This is a genomic window from Variovorax sp. 10L421 (genome assembly GCF_056395365.1).
This window is the reverse complement of the sequence record NZ_JBFTJJ010000002.1, coordinates 394441-418478: the sequence shown is the minus strand read 5'-3', so window position 1 is coordinate 418478 and position 24038 is coordinate 394441. Positions and strand designations below refer to the sequence as shown.

Here is a 24038-nt window from a genome sequence, read left to right as displayed (position 1 = left end):
ATCTCCGTGTCGGGGTTGGCTTGCTACGGGGCCGGCCTGCGCGAACGGGCCGGCCGCTGCTGCGACGCGCCATTCTCATCGCCGGGCGGGGCCGGGAGCAACAGCGCCTGCCGGGCCTGCGCCGTCTCGCGCAGGAAGCTCCACACCGCCTGCATGCGCGCCAGGTGCTTGGTTTCCTCCGGCATCGACATCCAGAAGGTGCGCGTGAAGTTCGCCTGCCCCGGCAGCACGGGCCGCAGCGCGCTGTCGTTCTCGGCGATGAAGGCCGGCAGCACCGCGATGCCCGCGCCCGCCGCCACCGCACTGTGCTGCGCGAGCACGCTGGTGCTGCGCAGCGCGAAGCTGTCAGGGCGGTGCAGTTCGTCCAGGTACTGCAGCTCCTTGCTGAACAGCAGGTCGTCTACGTAGCTGATGAAGGTGTGGCCGCGCAGGTCTTCACGCGTCCTGATGGGCTTGTGCGCTGCCAGGTACTTCTTCGACGCATAGAGCCGCAGCGTGTAGTCGGTGAGCTTGGTGACGACCACCGGTCCGCGCGCCGGCCGTTCGAGCGAGATCACGATGTCGGCTTCGCGCCGCGACAGGTGCACGAGCCGCGGCATCGCGAGCAGGTCGATGGTGAGCTTCGGATGCTGCAGCGCGAACAGCGCGAGCTGCGGTGCGAGCACCACGGTGCCGAAGCCCTCGGTGGCGCCGATGCGCACCAGCCCCGACAGGCCCTCCTGCGAGGCCGGCGCGGTGCTCTCCACGGCCTGGAAGGCGCTCTCCATCGCCTCGACCTGCGGCTGCAGCCGCCGGCCGGCCTCGGTAAGGCGGTGGCCGCCCGCTTCGCGCGAGAACAGCGGGGCGCCGACCTCCTTCTCCAGCGCCTGGATGCGGCGCGCCACCGTGGTGTGGTCGACCTCGAGGCGGCGCGCGGCGCTCATCAGCGTGCCGGAGCGGGCGAGTTCGAGGAAGTAGCGCAGGTTGTCCCAGTCCATGTGTGTTCGGGTTCTCGATGGAGGTTTGCATCCTCTGCGTCTTGTTCCGCATTCTGCATTTATGCAAAACCAAGGTGCAGATTTGTCTATTGTCATGGCAAATATGCAAAGCTAGGATGCACGCTGTACCGGCCCCCGACCGGCATCGCCTTCCCGAGATTCACAGGAGACAAACCCCATGGACGCCACCACCACCCCCTCGACGCAAGTCGCCACCGTCAAGCTGCTGATCGGCGGCAAGCTCGTCGAGTCGAAGACCACCGAATGGCGCGATGTCGTCAACCCGGCCACGCAGCAGGTGCTGGCCCGTGTGCCCTTCGCCACGCAAGCCGAGCTCGACGCTGCCGTGGCCTCCGCCAAAGAGGCCTTCAAGACCTGGCGCAAGACCCCCATCGGCGCGCGCGCCCGCATCTTCCTGAAGTACCAGCAGCTCATCCGCGAGAACATGAGCGAGCTGGCTGCCATCCTCACGGCCGAGCAGGGCAAGACGCTGCCCGACGCCGAAGGCGACGTGTTCCGCGGGCTCGAAGTAGTGGAGCACGCATCGAACATCGGCAACCTGCAGCTCGGCGAGCTGGCCAACAACGTGGCCAACGGCGTCGACACCTACACGCTGCTGCAGCCGCTGGGCGTGTGCGCCGGCATCACGCCGTTCAACTTCCCGGCCATGATCCCGCTGTGGATGTTCCCGATGGCCATCGTCACCGGCAACACCTTCGTGCTGAAGCCTTCCGAGCAGGACCCGATGGTCACCATGCGCCTGTGCGAACTGGCACTCGAAGCCGGCATTCCGCCCGGCGTGCTCAACGTGGTGCATGGCGGCGAAGCGGTGGTCAACGGCATCTGCGACCACAAGGACATCAAGGCGATCAGCTTCGTCGGCTCGACCAAGGTCGGCACGCACGTCTACAACCGCGCCACGCTGGCCGGCAAGCGCGCCCAATGCATGATGGGTGCGAAGAACCACGCCATCGTGATGCCCGACGCGAACAAGGAGCAGACGCTCAACGCACTGGCCGGCGCCAGCTTCGGTGCAGCCGGCCAGCGCTGCATGGCCGTGTCGGTCGCGGTGCTGGTGGGCGAGGCACGCAACTGGGTGCCCGAACTCATCGAGAAGGCCAGGACGCTGAAGATCGGTGCGGGCACCGAGAAGGGCGTGGACGTGGGGCCGCTGGTGTCCTGCGCTGCCTACGACCGCGTGAACGGTCTCATCGAACGCGGCGAGGCCGATGGTGCCAAGCTCGTGCTCGACGGCCGCAAGCCCACGGTGCCCGGCTACGAGAAGGGCAACTTCGTCGGCCCGACGATCTTCACCGGCGTGAAGCCCGGCATGTCGATCTATGACCAGGAAGTGTTCGGCCCGGTGCTGTGCATCGCCGACGCCGAGACCATCGACGAAGCCATCGAGCTGATCAACAGCAACCCGAACGGCAACGGCACGGCGATCTTCACGCAGTCGGGCGCGGCCGCCCGCCGGTTCCAGGAAGACATCGACGTGGGCCAGGTCGGCATCAATGTGCCGATTCCGGTGCCGGTCCCGATGTTCTCGTTCACCGGCTCGCGCGCCTCGAAGCTCGGCGACCTGGGGCCGTACGGCAAGCAGGTCATCATGTTCTACACGCAGACCAAGACGGTGACGGCGCGCTGGTTCGACGACAGCACCGTCTCGCACGGCGTCAACACCACGATCAGCCTCAAGTAAGAAGTCCGCCGGATGGACTTCGAACTTTCCGAAGAGCAGCGCGCTTTCGCGCAAAGCGCGCGCGACTTTGCGCAGGCCGAGTTCGCGCCCCATGCGGCGCAGTGGGACGCGGAGGGTGTCTTCCCGAAGGAGGCCATCGCCAAGGCCGGCGAACTGGGCTTCTGCGGACTCTATGCGCCCGAGCGCATCGGCGGCCTCGGACTGCCGCGGCTCGATGCGGCGCTGGTGTTCGAGGAGATGGCCGCGGTCGACCCCTCGACCACGGCCTTCATCACGATCCACAACATGGCGACGTGGATGCTCGGCACATGGGCCACCGATGCCGTGGCGCAGCAGTGGGGCGAAGAACTCACGAGCGGGCGCAAGCTCGCGTCGTACTGCCTGACGGAGCCGGGCGCGGGCTCAGATGCGGGTTCGCTGAAGACGCGCGCCGAGCTGCGGGGCGCCGAGTACGTCATCAACGGCGGCAAGGCCTTCATCTCGGGCGCGGGCTCGACCGACGTGCTGGTGCTGATGGCGCGCACGGGCGGCGCGGGCGCCAGCGGTATCTCGGCCTTCGCGGTGCCGGCCGACGCGCCCGGCGTCAGCTACGGCAAGAAGGAGCACAAAATGGGCTGGAACAGCCAGCCCACGCGAAGCATCAACTTCGACAACGTGCGCGTTCCCGCGCAGAACCTGCTGGGCAAGGAGGGCGAGGGCTTTCGCATTGCCATGAAGGGGCTCGACGGCGGGCGCATCAACATCGCGACCTGCTCGGTGGGCGCGGCGCAGGGGGCGCTCGACGCGGCCCGCCGCTACCTGCACGAGCGCCAGCAGTTCGGCAAGCCGCTCGCGAGCTTCCAGGCGCTGCAGTTCAAGCTGGCCGATATGGCGACCGAACTGGTGGCGGCGCGGCAGATGGTGCGGCTGGCGGCATCGAAGCTCGACGCCGGGCATGCCGACGCCAGCACCTATTGCGCGATGGCCAAGCGCTTTGCAACCGATGCGGGCTTCAACGTCTGCAACGACGCGCTGCAGCTGCATGGCGGCTATGGCTACCTGAGCGAATTTCCGCTGGAGCGGCTGGTGCGCGATGCGCGCGTGCACCAGATCCTCGAAGGCACCAACGAGATCATGCGTGTGATCGTTGCGCGAAAATTGCTGGAGGGCGACAGCGATATCCGCTGAAGTTTTCGCATCCAGAACCTCTCAAGACAATGACCGACTCCGTAGTTCTCTTCGACGAAATCAAGACCGCCGGCGGCCAGCGCTTCGGCGTTGCCACCCTCAACGCGCCGGCTTCGCTCAACGCGCTCTCCGTGGACATGGTTCGCCTGCTCACGCACAAGCTGCGCGAATGGGCGAAGGACGCAGGCATCGTCGGCGTCCTGCTGCAGGCCGCGGGCGAGAAAGCCTTTTGCGCCGGCGGCGATTTGCGCCAGCTCTACCAGACGCTGCTCGACTGCGGCCCCGAGCGCAACACCTACGCCGAGGACTTCTTCCGCGAAGAGTACGAACTGGACCACCTGATCCACACCTTCCCCAAGCCCTTCCTGTGCTGGGGTCACGGCATCGTGATGGGCGGCGGCGTGGGCTTGCTGGCTGGCGCCTCGCACCGCGTGATGACGCTGCAAAGCCGCATCGCCATGCCCGAGATCAACATCGGCCTGTACCCCGACGTGGGCGGCAGCTGGTTCCTGCGCCGCACGCCGGGCCGCACGGGCCTGTTCCTCGCACTCACTGCCGCGAACATCAACGCAGCAGACACCATCTTCTGCGGGCTGGCCGACGTGCTGGTGCCGCAGGAGCGCAAGGGCGAGGTGCTGGAAGCCGTCGCTTCGACGAAATGGGCCGGCGAGAACAAGGCCGACCGCGCCACGCTGTCGCGCATCCTCGCCAAGGCAGGCGAGGGCACCGAGATGCCGCCATCGAAGGTGCGCGAGCACTACGACACCATCAACGCGCTGATGGCGGGCGACGACCTGCTCGACATCGCAAGGCGTTTGCGCGATCTGCAGAGCGATGACACATGGCTGCAGACCGCAGCCAAGACCTTCGCCAAAGGCGCACCCAGCTCGGCCGCGCTGAGCTTCGAGCTGTGGCAGCGAGTTCTGCGCATGTCGCTGGCCGAGGTGTTCCGTCTCGAATACTGGGCCTCGCTCGGCTTCTGCGCACACAAGGACTTCGCCGAAGGCATCCGCGCGGTGCTGGTCGACAAGGACCGCAATCCGCGCTGGAGCCCTGCGACGCTCGAAGAGATCACGCCAGCCTTCATCGAAGATCATCTGCGCCCGCGCGGCGAGATGCCGGTCGAGCTGGCGTCGCTGGTCTGATCCACACGCATAGATTCCTGCACAGAACAACGGAGACAAGACATATGAAGATCGCATTCATCGGCCTCGGCAACATGGGCGGCCCGATGGCCATGAACCTGCTCAAGGCAGGCCATACGCTCAGCGCCTTCGACCTCTCGGCCGAGGCCTGCAAGAAATTCGGCGCCGAAGGCCTGCCCATTGCCAAATCGGCGGCCGAGACGGTGGCCGATGCCGAGGTGGTCATCAGCATGCTGCCGGCCAGCGCGCACGTCGAGGGGCTGTTCCTCGGCAGTGGAGGCAAACCCGGCCTGCTCGACAGCATCCGCGCCGGCACATTGGTGATCGACAGCAGCACCATCGCCGCAGCCACCTCGCGCAAGGTGGCCGAAGCCGCTGCCGCCAAGGGCGTTGCGATGATCGACGCGCCCGTATCGGGCGGCACCGGCGGTGCGATTGCCGGCACACTGACCTTCATGGTCGGCGGCGAGACGGGTGACCTGGAGCGCGCGCGCCCGGTGCTCGAAAAGATGGGCGCCAACATCTTCCACGCCGGCGCGGCCGGCGCGGGGCAGACCGCGAAGATCTGCAACAACATGCTGCTGGGCATCCTGATGATCGGCACCTCGGAGGCGCTGGCGCTGGGTGTGGCCAACGGGCTCGACCCCAAGGTGCTGTCGGAGATCATGCGCCGCAGCTCGGGCGGCAACTGGGCGCTGGAAAAGTACAACCCGATGCCGGGCGTGATGGAAACGTCGCCCGCCTCGAAGAACTACGCGGGGGGGTTCGGCACCGACCTGATGCTCAAGGATCTGGGCCTGGCGCAAGAGAACGCGACCGCCGTGCGCGCGGCCACGCCCCTGGGTGGGCTGGCGCGCAGCCTGTATGCCGCACACAGCCTCGCCGGCCACGGCGCGCTCGATTTCTCGAGCGTGCTGAAGCTGGTGCAGAAGGCTTCCTGAAGCGGGCTCTGTGATCAGCCGTAGTGGGAGTGCAGGGCCCACAACAGGCCGATCACCACCACGAAGAGCACCGCGAAAAGCGCCCAGGCACGCATGACTGCCTGGTTCTCCGTGATTTCGGCGGGAGCTGCCTCGGGAGGCTGGCTAGGAGCGGCGGGCGGCGGTTGGGTCATTCCCGACTGTACCCCGCGCCGAGGCGGCGGGGCGAGCTTTGCAGAAGCGTCCATCCGCGACATCGCCCACATGATGCCGGCCGCCACGAGGTTGGCGCCCACGCTGGACAGGATCGGCAGCATGTAGCTGCGGCTGATGTCGAAGGCAAAGCCCGCGGCGGCGGGGCCGACCAGCGTGCCGAAGGCCACGCTGGTGTAGAGCACCCCGATGATCGCGCCGATGTTGCGGCCGCCGAAGTAGTCCATGACCAGCGCCGGCAGCAGCGCGACGAAACCGCCGTAGAACGCGCCGTAGAAGAACGCGAACACGGCCAGCCCCGGGAAGCCGCTGGACGCCGCCCACACGAGCAGCGACAGGGCCATGCCCGTCGACATCAGCAGCATGGTCTGCGCACGCCCCATGCGATCGGCCAGCCCACCGAGAAAGAATCGCCCGGCCGTGCTGCCGACGCCGATGGCGCCCAGCAGCAGCACCGCGGAGGCGTTGGGCACGCCGTGGTCCAGGGCGTAGGGCACGAGGTGCACGAAGGGCACGAACAGGCCGAACGAGCTGATGAGGCAGGCCGCATACAGGCCGGCGAAGCGCCTTGAGCGCACTGCATCGCGCACCGTGAAGCCTTCGGGCCTGGCCGAAGCGGCCAGCGGCTGCGGCGGATCGCCGTCGGGGCCGAGCCCCCGGTCGCGCGGGTCGTTTTCTATCAGCAGTGCCATGCCCACGCCCACCACCACCGCCAGCCCGCCGAGTGCCAGGTAGGCGTGCCGCCAGCCCAGGGTTTGGATGAACAGCGACGCCAGCGGCGGCATCACCAGCGTGCCCACGCCGATGCCGCTCACCGCCAGCCCCGACGCGAAGCCGCGCCGCCTGACGAACCAGCGCTGCACCGCGCCCAGCACCGGCACATACGACGCGCCAACCCCGAGGCCGACGCCAAGCCCGTAGGCCAGGTAGATCTGCGTGAGGCTCTGCGCCTGCCCCGCAACGGCCAGCCCCAGCCCGACCAGCACCATGCCGGCGACGGCCAGCCGCCGCGAACCCCAGCGGTCGGCCAGCGGCCCGCTCAGCACGCCCAGGCCGAAGTAGAGAAAGCCCGCCAGCGAGAACACCAGCGACACCGAGCCGCGCGAGGCGCCGAAGTCTTTCTGCAGCGATTCGAGAAAGGCGCTGAAGGTGTAGGCGCTGCCGAAGCCGACCAAGGTCACGGCGAAGGCGCCCGCGACCACCAGCCAGCCTCGGAAGAGGCCCCTGTTGCTCAACGGATGGCCTCCATTGGATGGATCAGAATATTTGAATTCATAGTTGCGAGTGACGAATCAGATCGGTTTTCTTCTTTCCCTGCGTGTGCCAATATTCCTGCTTCGAGGATCGCTTCGCAAACCAGAATTTCTGACCGGTTCGGATCAGATTGGCTAAACCATGGAGCACCAACTCCCACCGCTCAACGCTCTGCGCGCCTTCGAGGCCGCAGCACGCCATCTCTCGGTGAAGAATGCCGCGGACGAACTGTGCGTGACCCCGGGTGCCGTGAGCCAGCTCGTCAAGACGCTGGAGCTGCACCTCGGCGTGGAGCTGTTTCGCCGCGTCAACCGCGGCATCTTCCTGACCGATGCGGGCCAGGCCTACCTGCCGCCGGTGCGCAATGCCTTCAGGCAGATCAGCGACGCCACGCAAAAGGTGGCCGTGCCTGCGGACACCGGCCTGCTCACCGTGAGCGCCACGCCGTTCTTCGCTGCCGCCTGGCTCGTGCCGCACCTCAAGTCATTCCAGAAAGCGCATCCCGGCATCGACCTGCAGGTGCGGGCCAGCAACACGCTCGCCGATTTCTCGCGCGACGGCATCGATGTGGCCATCCGCCACGGCATGGGCCGGTACCCCGGGCTTGCCAGCCAGCGCGTGCTCACGGTCGAGATGGTTGCCGTCGCCGCGCCCGCGCTGGTCGCCGAGCACGGCAAGCCGAAGAAGCCGGCCGACCTGCTGCAATGGCCGCGCGTGAACGACGCGGAACGCAAGGGCTGGCACACGTGGTTCGAGGCACAGGGCGTTGCTGACACCGGCCCGGCCCGCGGGCCGTCGTTCGACGATGCGGGGCTGCTGGTGGGCGCGGTGCAGGCGGGGCAGGGCGTCGGCCTGCTGCCCGCGGCCCTGGTGGCGAACGACGTCGCAGAAGGCCGGCTGGTGCGGCTCTTCAGGGCCGCATGGCTGGAAGACTTCGCCTATTACCTCGTGTACCCGCAGGCCAGCCACGATCGGCCGAAGGTGGCGGCCTTCCGCGCCTGGATCGGCGAGGCGATGCGCCGCGGTCAGACGGCGGCGAGAAAGTCGCCGGCGTCCCCGCCTTCGCATTTCCAGTCGGCAAAGACACCGACGAGGCTGCAATTGGTGCAGCGGCAGCCGAGGTAGTACCAGCGCACGTCGGTGCTGTCGGCATGGAGTGCTACGCCCGAGAGCAGCTCGAAGGCTTCGGCGCCGCAGACGCATTCGTGGTTCTCGAACTCGGCTTCGTCTGCGTATTCGGCGCTGTCGCCCATCAGGTGAACGTTGCCGCAGGCCGTGCAGGTGCGCCGCGCCGCGCCCGTGTCTTCGTCGGTCTCGAGCTTGAAGACGCGTCGACCGCAGCTGCATGCCGATGCCGCGAACCGCGTGGCCGGGTAGGCGTTGGCCTGGCTGTAGCGCTGCATTTCGGCCTGGGTGTCTTCCGAACCATCGCCGTACCAGTAGCGGCCTTTTTTCTTCAGAGCCATCGGGTCTTCCTGTCCTCGAGTGCGGATGCGAAGTCGCGATTCTGCAGTGCCATTGCTACAGCAGCTCGATCCCCGGCAGGCTCTTGAAGCAACTCTCGCGCGTGATGCGCACGAAGTCCGCCAGCCATGGCTGCCCCGACGTGCCCCGCGTGCACGCCATGTAGAGCCGCCCCGTCAGCCCTTTACTGCCCACGCGGCGAGCCGTGACGTAGCCGCGGTCGAGGTAGTTCTGCACCGCCCACAGCGGCAGCGTCGCCACGCCGCGCCCGCTCGCCACCAGTTGCAGCATCGCCACCGTGAGCTCGGTGGTGCGGCGGTGCGCGGGCTCCACGCCCGCCGGCGCCAGCACCTGCCGCACGATGTCGAGCATGTCGTCGGGCACGGGGTAGGTGATGAGCGTCTGGTTGGCGAAGTGGCGCGCCGTCAGATACGCCTTGGCTGTCAGTGGATGGTCGTTGGCCAGCAGCGCCATGATCTCGAAGCGAAACAGCGCGTGGTAGTCGACGGTTTCGTCGGGGTCTTCCTCGGACACGATCGCCACCTCGGCGCGGTTCTGCAGTACCAGCGCGATCGGGTCGGGGTGAAAGCCGGAGACGATGTCAAGCTCGATCTCGGGCCAGCGCTGGCGGAACGCGTCCATCGCCGGCATCAGCCAGTCGAAGCAGGTGTGGCACTCGACCACGATGCGCAGCTGCCCGCTGCGCCCCAGCGCGAGCCGGGCCACGTCACGCTCGGCTTCCTCGATGAGCGGCAGGGCGGTGTCGGCCAGCTGCAGCAACCGCAGGCCGGTGGTGCTGAACTGGGGCGGCACCGACTTGCGTTCGAACAGCTGCGCGCCGTAGCGGTCCTCGAGCAGCTTGATCTGGTGCGACAGCGCCGATTGCGTGAGGTTGAGCAGCTGCGCTGCGCGCACCAGGCTGCCGGTGTCGCGCAGCGCGATGAGCGTGCGCAGGTGGCGTATTTCGAGGGTCGACTGCGACATGAAAATTATTCAATCGAATGGGCAAAAGGTTTCGTTTGAATCATATGCCCCAAACGCCGACCATTGCAGGCTCCCAAGATCAGCGATTACTACTTGCAAATGACCACCCGTATCCACACCCTCGGCTTTCCGCGCATGGGCGCCCACCGGGAACTCAAGTTCGCCCTCGAAAAGCACTGGCGCGGCGAGATCGATCGCGCCTCGCTCGAAGCGGTCGGCGAAGAACTGCGCGCGCGCCACTGGCAGGCCCAGCGCGATGCGGGACTCGACTTCGTGACGGTCGGCGACTTTGCATACTACGACCACGTGGCCAACCATATCCAGCTGCTCGGCTGCGAGCCGTCGCGCTTCGGCTTTCATGGCGGCGAACCCGAACTTTCGCGTTACTTCACGATGGCGCGCGGCGTGGAAAGTGAAGCCGGCCACGTACACGACGACAGCTGCAACCACGCCGAAGGCACTTTCGCGCTGGAAATGACCAAGTGGTTCGACACCAACTACCACTACCTCGTGCCCGAGTTCGATGCGGCCACGCAGTTCAAGCTCGTGTCGACGCGCCTGTTCGACGAAGTGGCGCAGGCGCAGCAGGCCGGGCACGCGGTCAAGGCCGTGCTGCTCGGGCCACTGAGCTTCCTGTACCTCGGCAAGGAAAAGGAAGCCGGCTTCGACCGCTTCTCGCTGCTCGACTCGCTGCTGCCCGTCTATGAACAGGTGCTTCGGCGGTTGAAGCTGCAGGGCGTGGAATGGGTGCAGATCGACGAGCCCATCCTCGGCCTCGACCTGCCCGACGCGTGGCGCAACGCCTTCGAGCGCGCCTACTGGCAACTGGCCCGCAGCGCGCCGAAGCTGCTGCTGGCCACGTACTTCTCGCCGCTGTCGGACAACCTGCGCCTGGCCTGCCAGCTGCCGGTGGCGGGCCTGCACGTGGACGCCGTGCGTTCGCCGCAGGAACTGACGGGCGTGGCCGACTGGCTGCCGGCGCACAAGGTGCTGTCTGTCGGCGTGGTCGATGGCCGCAACATCTGGCGTACCGACGTCGATGCCGCGCTGGCCAAGCTCAGGCCAGTGGCGGAGAAGCACAAGGGCGAGCTGTGGATCGCGCCTTCGTGTTCGCTGCTGCATGTGCCTTTCAACCTCGAGGCCGAGACGAAGCTCGACACCGAGCTCAAGTCGTGGCTCGCCTTCGCCATCGAGAAGCTCGACGAGCTGCGCGTGCTGCGCGCGGCCATCGACGGCGATGAAGCCTCGGTCGCAACCGAACTGGTGGCCGCCCGCGCGGCAGTGTCGGCACGCCGCGCCAGTCCGCGGGTGCACCGCGCCGACGTGGCCCTGCGCCTGGCGCGCAGCGTGGCCGGCGACGACAGCCGCGTGTCGGTCTTTGCGCTGCGCCAACCGGTGCAGCGCACGCGCTTCGCCTTGCCGGTGCTGCCGACCACCACCATCGGCTCGTTCCCGCAGACGCCGGACATCCGCGCCGCGCGCGCCGCCTTCAAGCGCGGCGAGCTCGACGCCGCCGGCTACCGCGAGAAGATGCGCGCCGAGATCGCACTCGCCGTACGCAAGCAGGAGGAACTGGGCATCGACGTGCTGGTGCATGGCGAAGCCGAGCGCAATGACATGGTCGAGTACTTCGGCGAGCAGCTCGACGGCTTCGCCTTCAGCGCCAACGGCTGGGTGCAGTCGTACGGCTCGCGCTGCGTGAAGCCGCCGGTGATCTTCGGCGACGTGGCGCGCCCGGCGGCGATGACGGTGGAGTGGAGCGCCTATGCGCAGAGCCTGACGAAGCTGCCGATGAAGGGCATGCTGACCGGCCCCGTCACCATCCTGCAGTGGTCTTTCGTGCGCGACGACCAGCCGCGCGCCACCACCTGCGAGCAGATTGCCTGGGCGATCCGCGACGAGGTGGTCGACCTCGAAGGCGCGGGCATCGGCATCATCCAGATCGACGAACCCGCGATTCGCGAAGGACTGCCGCTGCGCCGCGCCGGCTGGCCTGCGTACCTGAAGTCGGCCACGCGCGCCTTCCGCATCAGCGCTTCAGGCGTGCGCGACGAGACGCAGATCCACACGCACATGTGCTATTCGGAGTTCAACGACATCCTGCCGGAGATCGCGGCAATGGACGCCGACGTGATCACCATCGAGACCAGCCGTTCCGACATGGAACTCCTGCGAGGTTTCGGCGGCGAGAACGATGCGGGTGGCTTCCGCTACCCGAACGAGATCGGCCCGGGCGTGTATGACATCCACTCGCCGCGCGTGCCCTCGGTCGACGAGATCGTGCGCCTGATGCGCAAGGCCGCGGGCGTGGTGCCGCACGAGAACCTCTGGATCAACCCCGACTGCGGCCTCAAGACCCGCGGCTGGCCCGAGACCGAGGCGGCGCTGTCGAACATGGTGGCCGCAGCGAAGCTGCTGCGAAAGGAACTGGTTCCCGCTTGAGGTGAGGAGGGGCAATGCGGGCGCGCCAATAATGGCGGCATGCTTTGCCCAGACCGTCTCTTCCCGTTCCGTTTCTCCCTGTTGCTCCTGTTGCTCCTGTTGCTCCTGGCCCCCGTGATGGGCTGGGCGCAGAACCGCGCGGAAGCGCTGCTGCAGTTCGAAGGCGTGCAGGCGCGCTATGAAGCGTCCTATGCGCCCGGTGCCGTCGCGCGTGGTGCGAGGGAACTGCTGGAGCCCGATGACCAGGCCATTGCCGACAAGGCACTCAAGGCGCTGGACACTGCCGCCGGCCGTGCGTTCAACACCAGGGCCTCCGTGGCCGCGATCCAGCAGGAAGTAGCGTTGGCCGGCAACGGCGGTGCCGCTCCCGGCCCGCAGGTGCTGGCCGCCGTGGCGCATCTCGTGAAACTGCGCACCGACTACGCCGCCATGACCGAGGCCGGCAAGGCCGAGTTCTTCAGCCGCGAGCGCGCCAAGCCCGCCGATCCGGTGCGCACCGAACTGCTCGAACGCATGGCCGTGGCGGAGGTGCGCGAGATCGACTTCTCGAGCCAGTTGCTGATGAGCGCGGTGGTCAAGCAGCTCGCGCGCGGCAACGGCGGCCAGCTCAGCTCGCTGCCGGACCGCACACTGGACATGGCACTCGACACGCTGTGGTCGCGCGGCGTAACGTCGACGCGCCCACGCAACCTGATGATCGTGGCGCGCGAATTCGAGAAGCAGGTGACGCAGGCACAGCTCGCCGCGCTGCCCGATGCGGACGTGGCCGCATTGCTGGCCTGGCGCAACGACCCCCAGGCGGCAGTCGAGCGCGAGGCCCTGGTGGGCACCTACCGCGCAGAGGTCAAGGGGAGCGGCGCGGTCGCGCTCCGGACGCTGGTGCGCGCCTGGCCGCGCTCCTGATCGCGCCTGCCGCCGGTGCTGCCGCATAGGGCATGAACCGGCTCTGGTTCTCGTCCACGGCCAGCGGCCGGCCCACGAACGGAAACGCGCGCTGCGGGCAGGTCTCGCGTTCGCACACCTTGCAGCCCGCGCCGATGGGCGTGGGCACGTCGGGGTCGCGCAGGTCCATGCCCTTCGAATAGACCAGCTGCGTGGCATGGCTGATGTCGCAGCCCAGCCCGATCGAGAAGGTCTTGTTGGGCGAACCGTAGCCGCGGTAGCCGTGCGACACCGTGCGCGCGATCCAGAGGTAGGCGCGCCCGTCGGGCATGCGCGCGAGCTGCGTGAGTACGCGCCCGGGCTGCGCGAAGGCCTCGTACACGTTCCACAGCGGGCAGGTGCCGCCCGTCTTCGAGAAGTGGAAATGCGTGGCCGACTGCCGCTTCGAGATGTTGCCCGCGCGGTCGACACGGATCAGGAAGAAGGGCACGCCGCGCGCATCGGGCCGCTGCAGCGAGCTCAGGCGGTGGCAGATGGTCTCGAAGCCCACACCGAAGCGGCGCGCCAGCTGGTCGATGTCGTAGCGCAGCAGCTCGGCGGTTTCGAGGAACTCGCCGTAGGGCAGCAGAAGCGCCGCGGCGAAGTAGTTGGCCAGGCCGATGCGCGTGAGCGAACGGGCCGTATCGCTGGACAGCGGCGCGGTTGCCACCAGCGCTTCGAGCATGTCGCCGAGCTCCAGGAAGGCGAGCTGCGTGGCGAGCTGGAATGCATGCTGCCCGGGCTCCAGGTGAGGCGAGAGCCGCAGCACGCGCGAGGCCGGGTCGTAGCGCCGCAGCGCACCGGCTTCACCATCTTCGGCGGGCACCACCTGCACGCCGTGCGCTTCGAGCAGCCGGCGCGCGAGGCGGTCGCCGGGGTTGCCTTCGCGCAGGCGCCATTGCGCAGCGAAGGCTTCGGCCGCATCGTCGAGCGGCGCGATGTGGTTCTGATGCGCGAAGAAGAAGTCGCGCACTTCCTCGAAGGGCATGGGCCGCGCCTGCGGCAAGCGTGCGAGATCGCCACGGCCGTCACCCAGTTCGCCCGCCAACGCTTCGAGCCGTTCCATCGCATCGCGGTGGCGCTGGTGCAGGGCCACCAGCGCGCGGCCCACGGCCGGCATCTGAGTGGCCACTTCGCGCAGTTCGGCCAGCGCGACCGCGTCGCCGCTCGGGTTGTCGGCCAATGCCTCACGCAGGCTGGCGATGAGCCGCGCTTCCTCGTCTTCCGAGAAGGCCTGGATGTCGACGCCCAGCGCGGCATGCAGGCGCAGCAGCACCGGCACCGTGAGCGGCCGCTGGTTCTGCTCGATCTGGTTCAGGTAGCTGGGCGACAGGCCCAGCTGCTGCGCGAGCGCGAGCTGGCTCAGGCCGCGCTCCTCGCGCAGGCTTCGCAGCCGCACGCCCATGAAGGTCTTCTTCATCGTCTGTGTCCGTTGTTCGCAAGATTCGCAAACTTGATCGCGTTTCCTTCGCAATCATTCGCCAATTCAGTTCTTCATTATGGACACGAACATGCGTAAATTGCGAATCATGCAAGGCACTCGCGGCTCGGTCCGTCTCATCGAGGTGGTGTTCCCGGAACACACCAACCACTACGGCACGCTGTTCGGCGGCCAGGCGCTGCAGCTGATGTCGAAGGCTGCCTTCCTGGGCGGCCGGAGCTTCGTGCGCGGCGACGTGGTGATGGCGCGCTGCGGCGAGGTGTTGTTCCATGCGCCGGTGCGCCTGGGCAGCACGCTGGTGCTCGACACGCACGTCTCGCGCGCCGGCCGCAGCTCGCTCACGGTGTGCGTGCGCGGCTGCGTGCAGGACGTGGCTACCGAGGCGCTTGCATGCGTGCTCGAGGGCGAGTTCGAGATGGTGGCGGTCGACGCCGCCGGACGCCCGAGGCGCATGGCACGCCTCGCCGAAGCAATTTCCGAGGAGATCGTATGACCACCGACACCGCAAGCCCCCAGTACATGGTGGCCGTGCCGATGATCTTCGGCCGCCTCACTGCCGGCGACTACGACGACAGCGTGGCAAATGACCCGCGCATCGACGCGCTGCGCGACAGGATCGTGTGCGTGGAAGACCCCCGCTTCACCGCCGACTACCACGACCCCGAAAAGCGCAGCATCGCGAACGCGCTGACGGTGGCGTTCAAGGACGGCACGAGCCTTGCCGAAGTGGTGGTCGAGTACCCCATCGGCCACAAGCGCCGCCGCGGCGACGGCATTCCGCTGCTCGAAGCCAAGTTCCGCACCAACCTTGCGCGCCGCTTCGCGCAAGGCCGTGATCGAGACGGGCGAGATGCTCGGCAAGATCAAGGCCGCGGTCGATGCGCGGCAGGACGGCGATCTGCTCGTCATGGCCCGCACCGATGCGGCGGCAGTGCATGGCTTCGAGGCCGCCATCGAGCGCGCGCAGAAGTTCGGCGAAGCCGGCGCCGACATCCTCTTCGTCGAGGCCGTGACGCTGGCCGAAGAAGTGCGCACCATGCCGCAGCGCCTCGGCAAGCCGCAGCTCATGAACATGGTGATCGGCGGCAGGACGCCGACCTTCGGCGCGCAGGAACTGGGCGCGCTGGGCTATGGCTTCGTGCTCTACGCCAATGCCGCGTTGCAGGGCGCGGTGGCTGGCATGCAACGTGCGTTGACCGTTCTGCGCGATACCCGCCGGCTGGAAGAAGACCCGGCGCTGGTAGCACCTTTTGCAGAAAGGCAGCGCCTGGTCGGCAAGCCATTGCTTGATGAGCTAGAGAAAAAGTACGCGAATTAGCCGCGTTTTTGACGGCGGAGAGGGCGGTTGAGTTAGCTTCGTCAGAAAGTTCCTCGTCATTGTTTCGATTTCATGAACACTGCGATTCGGTTGTATAGGGGTTTGCCCTAGTAATCGTGATGCACACTTGAGGCACCCAAAGGCCCAATGAATAAGGAATTGAAATGAAGACCTCGAACATCCTCGCCGCCGCCGCCCTGTCCCTGCTCGCCGCCGCTGGCGCTCACGCAGAAAGCTACGAAGGCGTGCAGCCCCTGACTTCCGGCTACAGCCGCGCCGACGTGGCGCCCCAGGCAGTTGCCGCCGCCCGCGCCGGCAATGCATATGGCGACAACGACGGCGCTGCTTCGACCGCAACGCCCGCGCTGACCGCTTCGGCCGACCGCGCCGCCGTCCGCAATGAAGCTGTTGCCGCTGCACACGCACCGGGCCAGAACCTGCGCCCCGAAACCTTCGCCGGCAGCGTGATCCCCGCGCAAGCGAAGGGCCTGGCCTTCACGCGCCAAGCCGGCCTGTAAATTGTCGCGGCGCAAGCCGCTTCACTTAGCAGCCAGACAAAACCGGACCATGCGAAAGCGTGGCCCGGTTTTTTTATTGCGTCATTTCAGCTTGGCCGCGTGCCGGTGGCAGTCGTGCGCATGGTCGTCGACGATGCCCGTGGCCTGCATCCACGCGTAGACGATGACGGGGCCGACGAATTTGAAGCCGCGCTTCTTGAGCGCAGCCGAAATGTCTTCCGACAGCGGCGTCTTCACCGGCACGCTGCCCGTGCGGTTGACGATGGGCTTGCCACCAGCCATGCCCCAGATGAATTCCGAGAAGTCTTCGCCCGCCGCCTGCATCGCAAGGTAGGCGCGCGCATTGCCGATGGTGGCTTCGATCTTCGAGCGCGAGCGCACGATGCCGGCGTCCTGCATGAGCCGTTCGACATCGGCCTCGGTGAATTTGATGATCTTCTCCGGCACGAAGCCCTTGAAGGCCTTGCGGAACGCATCGCGCTTGCGCAGGATGGTGAGCCACGAGAGGCCGGCCTGGAAGCCGTCGAGCATCAGCTTTTCCCACAGCGCACGGCTGTCGCGCTCGGGAACGCCCCATTCGGCGTCGTGGTAGGCGGCCAGCAGCGGGTCGGTCTGGGCCCATGCGCAGCGGATCTTGGCGTTGCTGTTGTTCATCGTTCGGTATTTCGCTCGGCTATCGTCGGGAATGTTTTTCAGAATGAGGAGGTCACCCTGATGCAGCATTTTCGATTTTCATTGTCGGCCCTGTCGATGGTCGTGCTCGGCCTTGGTGCGAGCGTGCACGCCGAAGCACTCAGGAAGCCCCAGCTCGATCAGCTCGCCGCCGCATGGCAAGCCGGCAAGGCCCCGGCCGATTTCAATGCCTTCCTCGCGCAGGCAACCAGGAGCAACCCCGCGCTGCAAGCCAGCGTGGCCGCCTATCGCGCGAAGAAACCGCTGGCCGGGGACGACCTCGTCAACATCGCGCGCCTGCTCGGCTTGTACAACCGCCTGCAGAACCAGCAGGCCGTGATCGCGAGCATCGGCACCATGGTGGCGATTCCGACGGTGCGCAACGTGCAGGTTCCGCCCCACGAGAGCGCACCGATCATCGAGTTCGGCAAGCTGGTCGAGAAGATGGCGGGCGACTTCGGCCTTGCCTACCGCAATGTCGACAACCGCATCTTCGAAGTCAGCCTCAAGGGCAAGGGCACGGAAGAGTTCGGCATCCTCACGCACGCCGATGTGGTGCCTGCGGTGCTGTCCGAATGGGTGCTCGACGATGGCACGCGGCTCGACCCGTTCAAGATGACCCGCGTGGGCGACTTCCTCTACGGCCGCGGCACCATCGACGACAAGGGCTCCATCGCCGCCGTGCTCTACGCGATGAAGGCCGTGAAGGACAGCGGCCTGCCCATCGAGCGAAGCATCCGCCTGATGATCGAGACCACCGAGGAAACCGGTGGCGACGCCATGCAGTACTACCGCGCGAAGACGCAGCTGCCGGCCTACAACATCGTGCTCGACAGCAAGTACCCGGCCGTGGTGGCGGAGAAGGGCTCGGGCGCGCTGAAGGTGCTGTTCCCGGCGGAAACGGCCGATGGCGCATCGACGGCGATCACGGCCATGGCCGGCGCCGCATCGGCCAACGCGATCTCGCAGACGGCAACCGCCACGCTCAAAGGCGGCGACCTTGCAGGCGTGCTCGCAAAGCTCGAAGCAGCAAAGCCGGCCTTCCTGCAGAAGTACGAAGCGCAGGGCGGCAAGTTCGCCATCGACATCGCACGCGGCGCCGACAGCATCGAGCTCAAGGTGACAGGCGTCTCGGCCCACGGCTCGCGCCCGGAAGAAGGCGTCAACCCGCTGCCGCGCCTTGCACTGTTCCTGGAGGAGTCTGGCGTGCCGCTGGCCGCCAACCAGTACCTGAAGGCCGCGAAGTACATCGACGCGCTCTACGGCACCGGCTACCTCGGCGAGAAGATGGGCCTGGGCTACGCCGACGATTTCATGGGCCCGCTGACCTTGTCGCCGAACCTCGTGCGCATGGGCAACGATGGCAGGCTGGAGGTCACGGTCAACGTGCGCATGCCGCGCGGCCGCACGCCCGACGAACTGAAGGCGCAGGTCACCTCGAAGGTCAACGCCTGGGCGAGCGCGAACAACGTGAAGCTCGATGTGGTCTACGACCAGGGCAACTGGATGGCGCGCGACCCCAAGGGCGCATGGCTGTCGACGCTGCTCGACATCTACGGTGACACCACCGGCCTTGAAGCCAAGCCCGTGCCCACGGCCGGCAGCACCACTGCGAAGCTGATGCCCAACGCCATCAACTTCGGTCCCGCCATGCCAGGCAAGAAGTACACGGCGCACAACGCCAAGGAATACAAGGAAGTGCCCGACCTCGACGCCGACATGCAGATGTTCACCGAGATGCTGGTGCGCATCGGCAACCTGCAGCAGATGCAGTAGCGTCAGCGCAGGCCGTGTGCCTGCAGCACGGCCTTGAGCCGCCGCACTTCGTGCTCCAGGTCGAGGATCAGCGCGGCGGCATCGAGCCCCACGCCGAAGTCGCGCTCCAGCCGGCGCACTTCGAGCGCGTGCTGCAGGTCTGTGCTGGAAAATTGCCAGCGCTCGGGCTGGGTCTCGGCCGTTTCGATCTGCAGGATGCCGACCTCGACCAGTTGCACGATCCAGGCGGTGTCGGCGCCGACGGCGTGCGCCAGTTCGCTCGCCGCGAGCGGCTGCGAGGCGCTGATGGCGGTGGCGGTCGTAAGGGTGAAGTTCACCATGCTCAGACTCCCAGATGCTGGCGTGGGTGGAACGATGCCGTGGCTTGCGCCAGCTGCTCGTAGGCCTTGCGCGCATCGTCGCTGTCGGCCGGCGGCAGGGCGATGTCGAGCAGCAGGTACAGGTCGCCGGGCGTCTTGCCCGCGAGGCCCCGGCCCTTGAGCCGCAGCTTCAGGCCGTTGCGCGCATTGCGCGGCACGGTCACCTCGAYCACGCCGCCGGTCGGCGTCGGCACCTGCACCTGCGTGCCCAGTGCCGCCTCGGTGGGTGTGACGGGCAGCGTCATGTACAGGTCGCGCTCTTCCACGCGGTACAGCTTGTGCGGCGCAATGCGCACTTCGAGATACAGGTCGCCCGGCGGCTCGCCGCCGTGGCCGGGCATGCCTTGCCCCGCGAGGCGGATGAACTGGCCCGGGTGCACGCCCGGCGGGATCTTCACGCTGAGCGTGCGGTTCTGCCACTGCGGGTGGCCCTGAGCGTCGACGGTCTGGGCGCGCAGCGTGATCTCGCGCTCGGCGCCGTTGAGCGCGTCTTCGAGTGCAATCTCGATGGCCGCATGATGGTCTTCGCCGCGCGCCTTGTAGTTCCGCCGCGCCGCGTCGCGCCGCTCGGCCTCGCCGAACAGCGACGAGAAAAACTCGCTGAAGTCCGCGTGGTCGGCCGGGCCCTGGCGCGGGCCGCGGTGGAACTCGAAGCCCTGGTCCCAGCCCGGCGGCGGCTGGAAGCCGCCCTCGGGGTGGCCGCCGCGTGCGACACGGTCGGCCAGCGCGTCGTAGGCCGCGCGCTTTTCCTTGTCGCCCAGCACGTCCTTGGCCTCGTTGATGTCGCGCATGCGCTGCTCTGCGTCGGACTCCTTGCTGACGTCGGGGTGGTACTTGCGGGCGAGCTTGCGGTAGGCCTTGCGCACTTCGTCGTCGGACGCGGTGCGGTCGACGCCCAGTGCGCTGTAGTAGTCCTTGAATTCCATGGTGTGTGGCAGTTCGTTGTGTGGACGGCATCAGGGCCCGGGGCGCCGGGGTTGGTTAAGCCAGGGCTGCGTTTCCGTCAGTTTGCCGCAGCAGCGGCGTTACGCCCCATGTGGGGCCTGTGCGCTCGAAACGCAATGGCTGTGCGTTGCCGAGCAGGCCGAGGTCGATAGGTACACCCAGCAGTGCAGCCAGCGCATAGAGCGTGCCGCCGTGCGCCACCACCAGCACCGGGGCGGGCAGCCGCAGTGCCTCGTCGAGGGCGGCGCGCGTGCGCGCGACGAACTGCGTGAGCGTCTCGCCGCCCTCGGGCTCGCAGGCCCAGTCGATGTTGGCGGACGAGGTGCCGATCAGCGCGCCGAAGTTGCGCTCGCGCAGCGCTGCCTGCGCGGCCGGCACCAGTTTCAGCGCCGTGCCAACGGCGTGGGCGGTGTCGTTCGCGCGCCGCGCATCGCTGCACACGACGGTGCGGATGGGCTCGCCCGCCAGCAGCCCGGCAGCGCGCGCGGCCTGCTGCAGGCCGAGCTCGCTCAGGGGTTCGTCCACCGCCTGGAAGATGCGCTGCGCATTGCGCCCGGTCTGGCCATGGCGCAGGAAGTAGAAGTGATCGCAGTCGGGCGACAGCGGTTGCGTCTCGGCGATGCAGACGAGCTGATCGAGGCCGCCGGTGCCGATGTGAACGGACGTGGTTTGTGACATGGCGTGTCGCTTTCAGCCGAACTTCATGCCCTTGGGGCGGCCCTGCAGCCGGTTGACGTAGGCGTCGAGCTTGGGCCGGTTCAGGATGCCGCCGAACGCGCGGTGCCAGATGAGCATCGAGCCGATCATCACGTCGGCCGCGGTGAACTGCGCGCCGAACAGGTAGGGGCCATCGCCCAGTTCGCGCTCGACCGCGTCCTTGGCCGCCTCGAAGTCCGTCCAGCCGCGCGCTCTGTTGTTGCTGCGGATCTTCAGCAGGCTGTCGCCCATCGCAGGCTCCAGCTGCGAGGTCGAATAGACCATCAGCGACAGGTAGCGGCCACGATCCGGTGAACCGGGGAAAGGCGCGAGCCGCTTGCCGGGAAACTTCTCGGCGACGTACATGCAAATGGCCGCGTTCTCGAAGACGCGCGTGCGGCCGTCGACCAGCGCCGGCAGCTTGCCCGCCGGGTTGATCTTCAGGAACTCGGGCGTCTTGTGGGCCTTGTCCTTGATGAGCGTGGTTACGATCTCGTAGTCGACGCCGGCTTCGTCGAGCATCCATCTGGCAACCTGCGAGCGGCTCTGAGGGTCGAAATACAGCTTCATCGTCATCGGCGTGTTTCCTTCGTGTTGAACGGTCAGAACTTGGGGATGCGCAGCGTCTTGCTGATCATGAGCGTGCCCGACAAGGCGAACAGCAACACCAGCGGATGCAGCTGCCACGGGCCGACGGCCCAGGCGGCGCCCCACAGCGCGTCGCCGATGCGGCCCTGCCAGGCTGCGTACGCCAGCACGCCCACCAGCACCACGCTGGTCGGGATGGGCGTGCCCTCGAAATACTTCACCTTGTCGGCGCCGGCCGACAGGGCTTCGGCCGTGACGTTGTAGCGCGCGAGCCGGCTCACGCCGCAGCCCACGAAATAGATCAGGATCACGCAGTCCCAGCCGCCGCTCAGCCCGGCCGCGAAGCCGAGCGCGGCGGGCGCCACGCCGAACGAGATCACATCGGCGAGCGAGTCGAGCTCGCGCCCGAGGGCCGATTGGGTCTGGCGCCAGCGCGCGATGCGGCCGTCGAGCACGTCGAAGATGAAGGCGGCCGGCGCGAGCGCTGCCGCCCACAGGAACTGCGCGAGCGAATGGCTCGCCATGAAGGCCATCGCCAGGAACACCGCGCCCACTCCGCAGGCCGCATTGCCGAGCGTGAACGCATCGGCGAGGTGGAACCCCCGGATCATCGAAAAATGCTTGCGGGCTGGCGCGGTGGAAGGAGTGGTCATGAAAGAAGGGTTGGCAAACGGCGAATGGACCGCACCTTAACCGAAGCGCGCGGCGCTTCCTGTAGTCGCGGTCCGACGGCCCGGCGGGGCTTTCGGGCCGCCGAAGCTCAGCTGCCGTGGTGCGCTTCGACAATCCGCGCGAAGCGCCCGAGCAGCCCGGCCGCCGCGTCGGTAGGGCCTACGCGCTCGCGCAGCGCGGCCGGATCGACGCCGGCGGAAGCCAGGTCGTCGGCCAGCAGGTCGATGTAGCCGCGCATGGCCTCGCCGTCGAACTCGGGGTGGAACTGCACGCCCCAGGCGTGCTTGCCGATGCGGAAGGCGTGCACCGGCTCGTGGTCGTTGCCGGCCAGCCGTACCGCGCCTTCGGGCAGGCGAAGCGCGCTCTGCCAGTGCACCACGTGCGCCGGAAACTGCGCGGGCAGGCCGCGCAACAGCGGGTCGGTGGCGGCCGCCTCTTCGAGGGTGACCGTGACGGTGCCGACCTCCACGCCCGCCGGATGATTGCCTGCTTCGCCGCCGAGCGCATGCGCGAGCAGCTGGTGGCCGTAGCAGATGCCGAGCACGGGCGTGTCGTGCGCCACCAGCTGCGCGAGCCACGCGGCGGTGGTTTCGCTCCAGGGCTCGCGGTGCGACACCATTGCGTGCGAGCCGGTCACCACCACGCCGGAGACCGCTTCCGCGTCGGGCAGTGTGTCGCCGCGGCGCGGGTCGATCACCAGGATCGGCAGCGCCTGCGTGTCCAGCCCGTCGGCAATCCAGTTCTCGAAGTCGCCGCGCTCTGCGCGAAGGACTTCGAAAGTGCTTCCAACCTTGACGATGACCAGCGGATTCGGGGGCGTTTTTTCCATGCCCGCGATCATGCCGCAGACCGAAAGCGAGGTTTCGACGTGCGGTTTCAGCGCGAGGCTTCCCTGCTGTGCAGCAGGTCCATGAAGGCCCGGCCCACCGGCGAGGGCGACCGGCCCGCGCGCGTGATGAGCCCGATGGGCCGAGACATGGCCGGGCGCTGCAGCGGCACCGTCACCAGGTCGTCGTTGCGCGTGAGCTGCAGCGCCAGCCGCGGCAGCGCCGTGATGCCCAGACCCGCGGCCACCAGCGCGCCGGCCGCGGCCACGCTCGGGTACTCCAGCGCCGGCACCACCTGCAGCCCGCGCTGGAGAAAGGCCGCGTCGGTGATCGGGCGGATGCTGCTGCGAAAGCCGCTGGCAATGAAGGGCCGCGTCGCGAACACCGACCATGCCACCGTCGTCCGCGCCGCCAGCGGATCGTCGCGCCGGCACAGCAGCATGAACGGGTCGTCGATCAGGTGGCGGTACAGCATCGGTTCCTGAGGCCCGGGGCGCACGCTGATGCCGAAGTCGGCCCGGCCTTCGTCCACGGCCGAGCGCACCAGCTCCGCCGGCCCTTCGATCAGCGAGAACTCTACCTGCGGGTGGCTGCAGCGGAATTCCACGATCGCGTTCGGCAGCAGCGCCGCGCCCGTGGACGGCAGCGACGCAATGGTCAGGTGGCCGCTTCGGCCTTCGAGAAACTGCGACAGCTCGCTGAACGAGCTGTGAAAGTTCTCCAGGATGCGCAGCGCAATCGGTAGCAGCTCGCGCCCGGCGGGCGTGAGTTCCACGTGGCGCGTGTCGCGGTCGAACAGCCGCGCGCCGGCCAGGTCTTCGACGATGCGGATGGTGCGGCTCAGCGCGGGCTGCGACACATGCAGCGCCAGCGCGGCGGCGCGGAAGTTCGAGGTCTTCGCCACTTCGGCGAAGGCCTCCAGCTGCTGCAGCGTGATGTCGATTCGCACCGGTGCATCCCTTGTGGATTGATCCATCCAAGTTATCACAGATATAGAAATATTCGTCTTCCCAGATCAATGCGGGAAGCCCAGACTG

At 67.5% G+C, this 24038-nt stretch carries 23 protein-coding genes and 2 pseudogenes; 12 read left to right on the top strand and 13 right to left on the bottom strand.

The window, feature by feature from the left end; genetic code table 11:
- Positions 1-23 precede the first annotated feature (23 nt).
- Entirely contained in the window at positions 24-977 is a 954-nt protein-coding gene (locus AC1DFC_RS05930; RefSeq protein WP_007834527.1) for a LysR family transcriptional regulator, read from the bottom strand.
- A gap of 178 nt (positions 978-1155) precedes the next feature.
- Between AC1DFC_RS05930 and AC1DFC_RS05925 the strand changes: the two genes are divergently transcribed.
- The 4 genes from AC1DFC_RS05925 to mmsB are packed head-to-tail and all read left to right on the top strand — an operon-like array spanning position 1156 to position 5932.
- Positions 1156-2679, top strand: a complete 1524-nt coding sequence (locus AC1DFC_RS05925; protein WP_007834530.1) for a CoA-acylating methylmalonate-semialdehyde dehydrogenase — start codon at positions 1156-1158, stop codon at positions 2677-2679.
- A gap of 12 nt (positions 2680-2691) precedes the next feature.
- On the top strand, positions 2692-3846 hold the full coding sequence (locus AC1DFC_RS05920; protein WP_478178809.1) for an acyl-CoA dehydrogenase family protein: 1155 nt from the start codon (positions 2692-2694) through the stop codon (positions 3844-3846).
- Positions 3847-3875: 29 nt separating this feature from the next.
- Positions 3876-4991, top strand: a complete 1116-nt coding sequence (locus AC1DFC_RS05915) for an enoyl-CoA hydratase/isomerase family protein (RefSeq protein ID WP_478178808.1) — start codon at positions 3876-3878, stop codon at positions 4989-4991.
- Positions 4992-5035: 44 nt separating this feature from the next.
- Positions 5036-5932, top strand: a complete 897-nt coding sequence (mmsB, locus tag AC1DFC_RS05910) for a 3-hydroxyisobutyrate dehydrogenase (protein WP_007834537.1) — start codon at positions 5036-5038, stop codon at positions 5930-5932.
- A 14-nt stretch (positions 5933-5946) separates the two neighbouring features.
- Here mmsB and AC1DFC_RS05905 read toward each other — a convergent pair whose 3' ends face one another.
- Positions 5947-7359 carry an MFS transporter gene (locus AC1DFC_RS05905; protein ID WP_478178807.1) on the bottom strand — a complete coding sequence of 471 codons (1413 nt, stop codon included), beginning with the start codon at positions 7357-7359 and terminating at the stop codon, positions 5947-5949.
- Between the two features lie 160 nt (positions 7360-7519).
- Between AC1DFC_RS05905 and gcvA the strand changes: the two genes are divergently transcribed.
- Positions 7520-8503, top strand: a complete 984-nt coding sequence (gene gcvA, locus AC1DFC_RS05900; protein ID WP_478178806.1) for a transcriptional regulator GcvA — start codon at positions 7520-7522, stop codon at positions 8501-8503.
- Here the strand turns inward: gcvA and AC1DFC_RS05895 are convergent.
- On the bottom strand, positions 8404-8844 hold the full coding sequence (locus AC1DFC_RS05895) for a hypothetical protein (protein WP_478178805.1): 441 nt from the start codon (positions 8842-8844) through the stop codon (positions 8404-8406). The genes gcvA and AC1DFC_RS05895 overlap by 100 nt on opposite strands.
- A 55-nt stretch (positions 8845-8899) precedes the next feature.
- Entirely contained in the window at positions 8900-9826 is a 927-nt protein-coding gene (locus tag AC1DFC_RS05890; RefSeq protein ID WP_007834548.1) for a LysR family transcriptional regulator, read from the bottom strand.
- Between the two features lie 99 nt (positions 9827-9925).
- Here AC1DFC_RS05890 and metE point away from each other — a divergent pair, with 99 nt between their 5' ends.
- Both metE and AC1DFC_RS05880 read left to right on the top strand, forming a co-directional pair.
- Positions 9926-12268 (top strand): 5-methyltetrahydropteroyltriglutamate--homocysteine S-methyltransferase, encoded by a 2343-nt coding sequence (gene metE, locus AC1DFC_RS05885; protein ID WP_478178804.1) that lies wholly within the window; start codon positions 9926-9928, stop codon positions 12266-12268.
- Positions 12269-12358: 90 nt separating this feature from the next.
- A complete protein-coding gene (locus AC1DFC_RS05880; protein ID WP_413333256.1) occupies positions 12359-13171 on the top strand; it encodes a hypothetical protein in 813 nt (270 codons plus the stop codon).
- Here the strand turns inward: AC1DFC_RS05880 and AC1DFC_RS05875 are convergent.
- Positions 13113-14609, bottom strand: coding sequence for a short-chain fatty acyl-CoA regulator family protein (locus AC1DFC_RS05875; RefSeq protein ID WP_478178803.1), 1497 nt, complete (start codon positions 14607-14609; stop codon positions 13113-13115). The genes AC1DFC_RS05880 and AC1DFC_RS05875 overlap by 59 nt on opposite strands.
- A gap of 109 nt (positions 14610-14718) precedes the next feature.
- On the opposite strand from AC1DFC_RS05875, the gene AC1DFC_RS05870 reads away from it, so the two are divergent.
- From AC1DFC_RS05870 to AC1DFC_RS05855, 4 genes and pseudogenes are all read left to right on the top strand, one after another.
- On the top strand, positions 14719-15123 hold the full coding sequence (locus AC1DFC_RS05870; RefSeq protein ID WP_413312166.1) for an acyl-CoA thioesterase: 405 nt from the start codon (positions 14719-14721) through the stop codon (positions 15121-15123).
- A 20-nt stretch (positions 15124-15143) separates the two neighbouring features.
- Positions 15144-15503: pseudogene (gene prpD, locus AC1DFC_RS05865) on the top strand (2-methylcitrate dehydratase); the annotation flags it as partial.
- Positions 15457-15948, top strand: a pseudogene (locus AC1DFC_RS05860) (isocitrate lyase/PEP mutase family protein); the annotation flags it as partial. The pseudogenes prpD and AC1DFC_RS05860, both read left to right, overlap by 47 nt.
- A gap of 164 nt (positions 15949-16112) precedes the next feature.
- On the top strand, positions 16113-16466 hold the full coding sequence (locus AC1DFC_RS05855) for a hypothetical protein (protein WP_056522489.1): 354 nt from the start codon (positions 16113-16115) through the stop codon (positions 16464-16466).
- 81 nt (positions 16467-16547) lie between these two features.
- Here the strand turns inward: AC1DFC_RS05855 and AC1DFC_RS05850 are convergent, their stop codons facing one another.
- A complete protein-coding gene (locus tag AC1DFC_RS05850; RefSeq protein WP_478178802.1) occupies positions 16548-17120 on the bottom strand; it encodes a DNA-3-methyladenine glycosylase I in 573 nt (190 codons plus the stop codon).
- A gap of 60 nt (positions 17121-17180) precedes the next feature.
- On the opposite strand from AC1DFC_RS05850, the gene AC1DFC_RS05845 reads away from it, so the two are divergent.
- Positions 17181-18914: a dipeptidase gene (locus AC1DFC_RS05845; RefSeq protein WP_413333250.1), complete on the top strand. Its 1734-nt coding sequence runs from the start codon at positions 17181-17183 to the stop codon at positions 18912-18914.
- Positions 18915-18916: 2 nt separating this feature from the next.
- Here the strand turns inward: AC1DFC_RS05845 and AC1DFC_RS05840 are convergent, their stop codons facing one another.
- From AC1DFC_RS05840 to AC1DFC_RS05810, 7 genes are all read right to left on the bottom strand, one after another.
- Positions 18917-19234 carry a chaperone modulator CbpM gene (locus AC1DFC_RS05840; protein ID WP_413333248.1) on the bottom strand — a complete coding sequence of 106 codons (318 nt, stop codon included), beginning with the start codon at positions 19232-19234 and terminating at the stop codon, positions 18917-18919.
- A 2-nt stretch (positions 19235-19236) separates the two neighbouring features.
- Entirely contained in the window at positions 19237-20199 is a 963-nt protein-coding gene (locus AC1DFC_RS05835; protein ID WP_478178801.1) for a DnaJ C-terminal domain-containing protein, read from the bottom strand.
- Positions 20200-20254: 55 nt separating this feature from the next.
- Positions 20255-20896 carry a histidine phosphatase family protein gene (locus AC1DFC_RS05830; protein ID WP_413312160.1) on the bottom strand — a complete coding sequence of 214 codons (642 nt, stop codon included), beginning with the start codon at positions 20894-20896 and terminating at the stop codon, positions 20255-20257.
- Between the two features lie 12 nt (positions 20897-20908).
- Entirely contained in the window at positions 20909-21490 is a 582-nt protein-coding gene (locus AC1DFC_RS05825) for a glutathione S-transferase family protein (RefSeq protein WP_478178800.1), read from the bottom strand.
- A gap of 26 nt (positions 21491-21516) precedes the next feature.
- Complete coding sequence (locus tag AC1DFC_RS05820; RefSeq protein WP_413312158.1) at positions 21517-22155, bottom strand: CDP-alcohol phosphatidyltransferase family protein; 639 nt, start codon at positions 22153-22155, stop codon at positions 21517-21519.
- 107 nt (positions 22156-22262) lie between these two features.
- Positions 22263-23003 (bottom strand): glutamine amidotransferase, encoded by a 741-nt coding sequence (locus tag AC1DFC_RS05815; protein WP_478178799.1) that lies wholly within the window; start codon positions 23001-23003, stop codon positions 22263-22265.
- A 47-nt stretch (positions 23004-23050) separates the two neighbouring features.
- Positions 23051-23950 carry a LysR family transcriptional regulator gene (locus AC1DFC_RS05810; protein WP_413333239.1) on the bottom strand — a complete coding sequence of 300 codons (900 nt, stop codon included), beginning with the start codon at positions 23948-23950 and terminating at the stop codon, positions 23051-23053.
- Positions 23951-24038 lie beyond the last annotated feature (88 nt).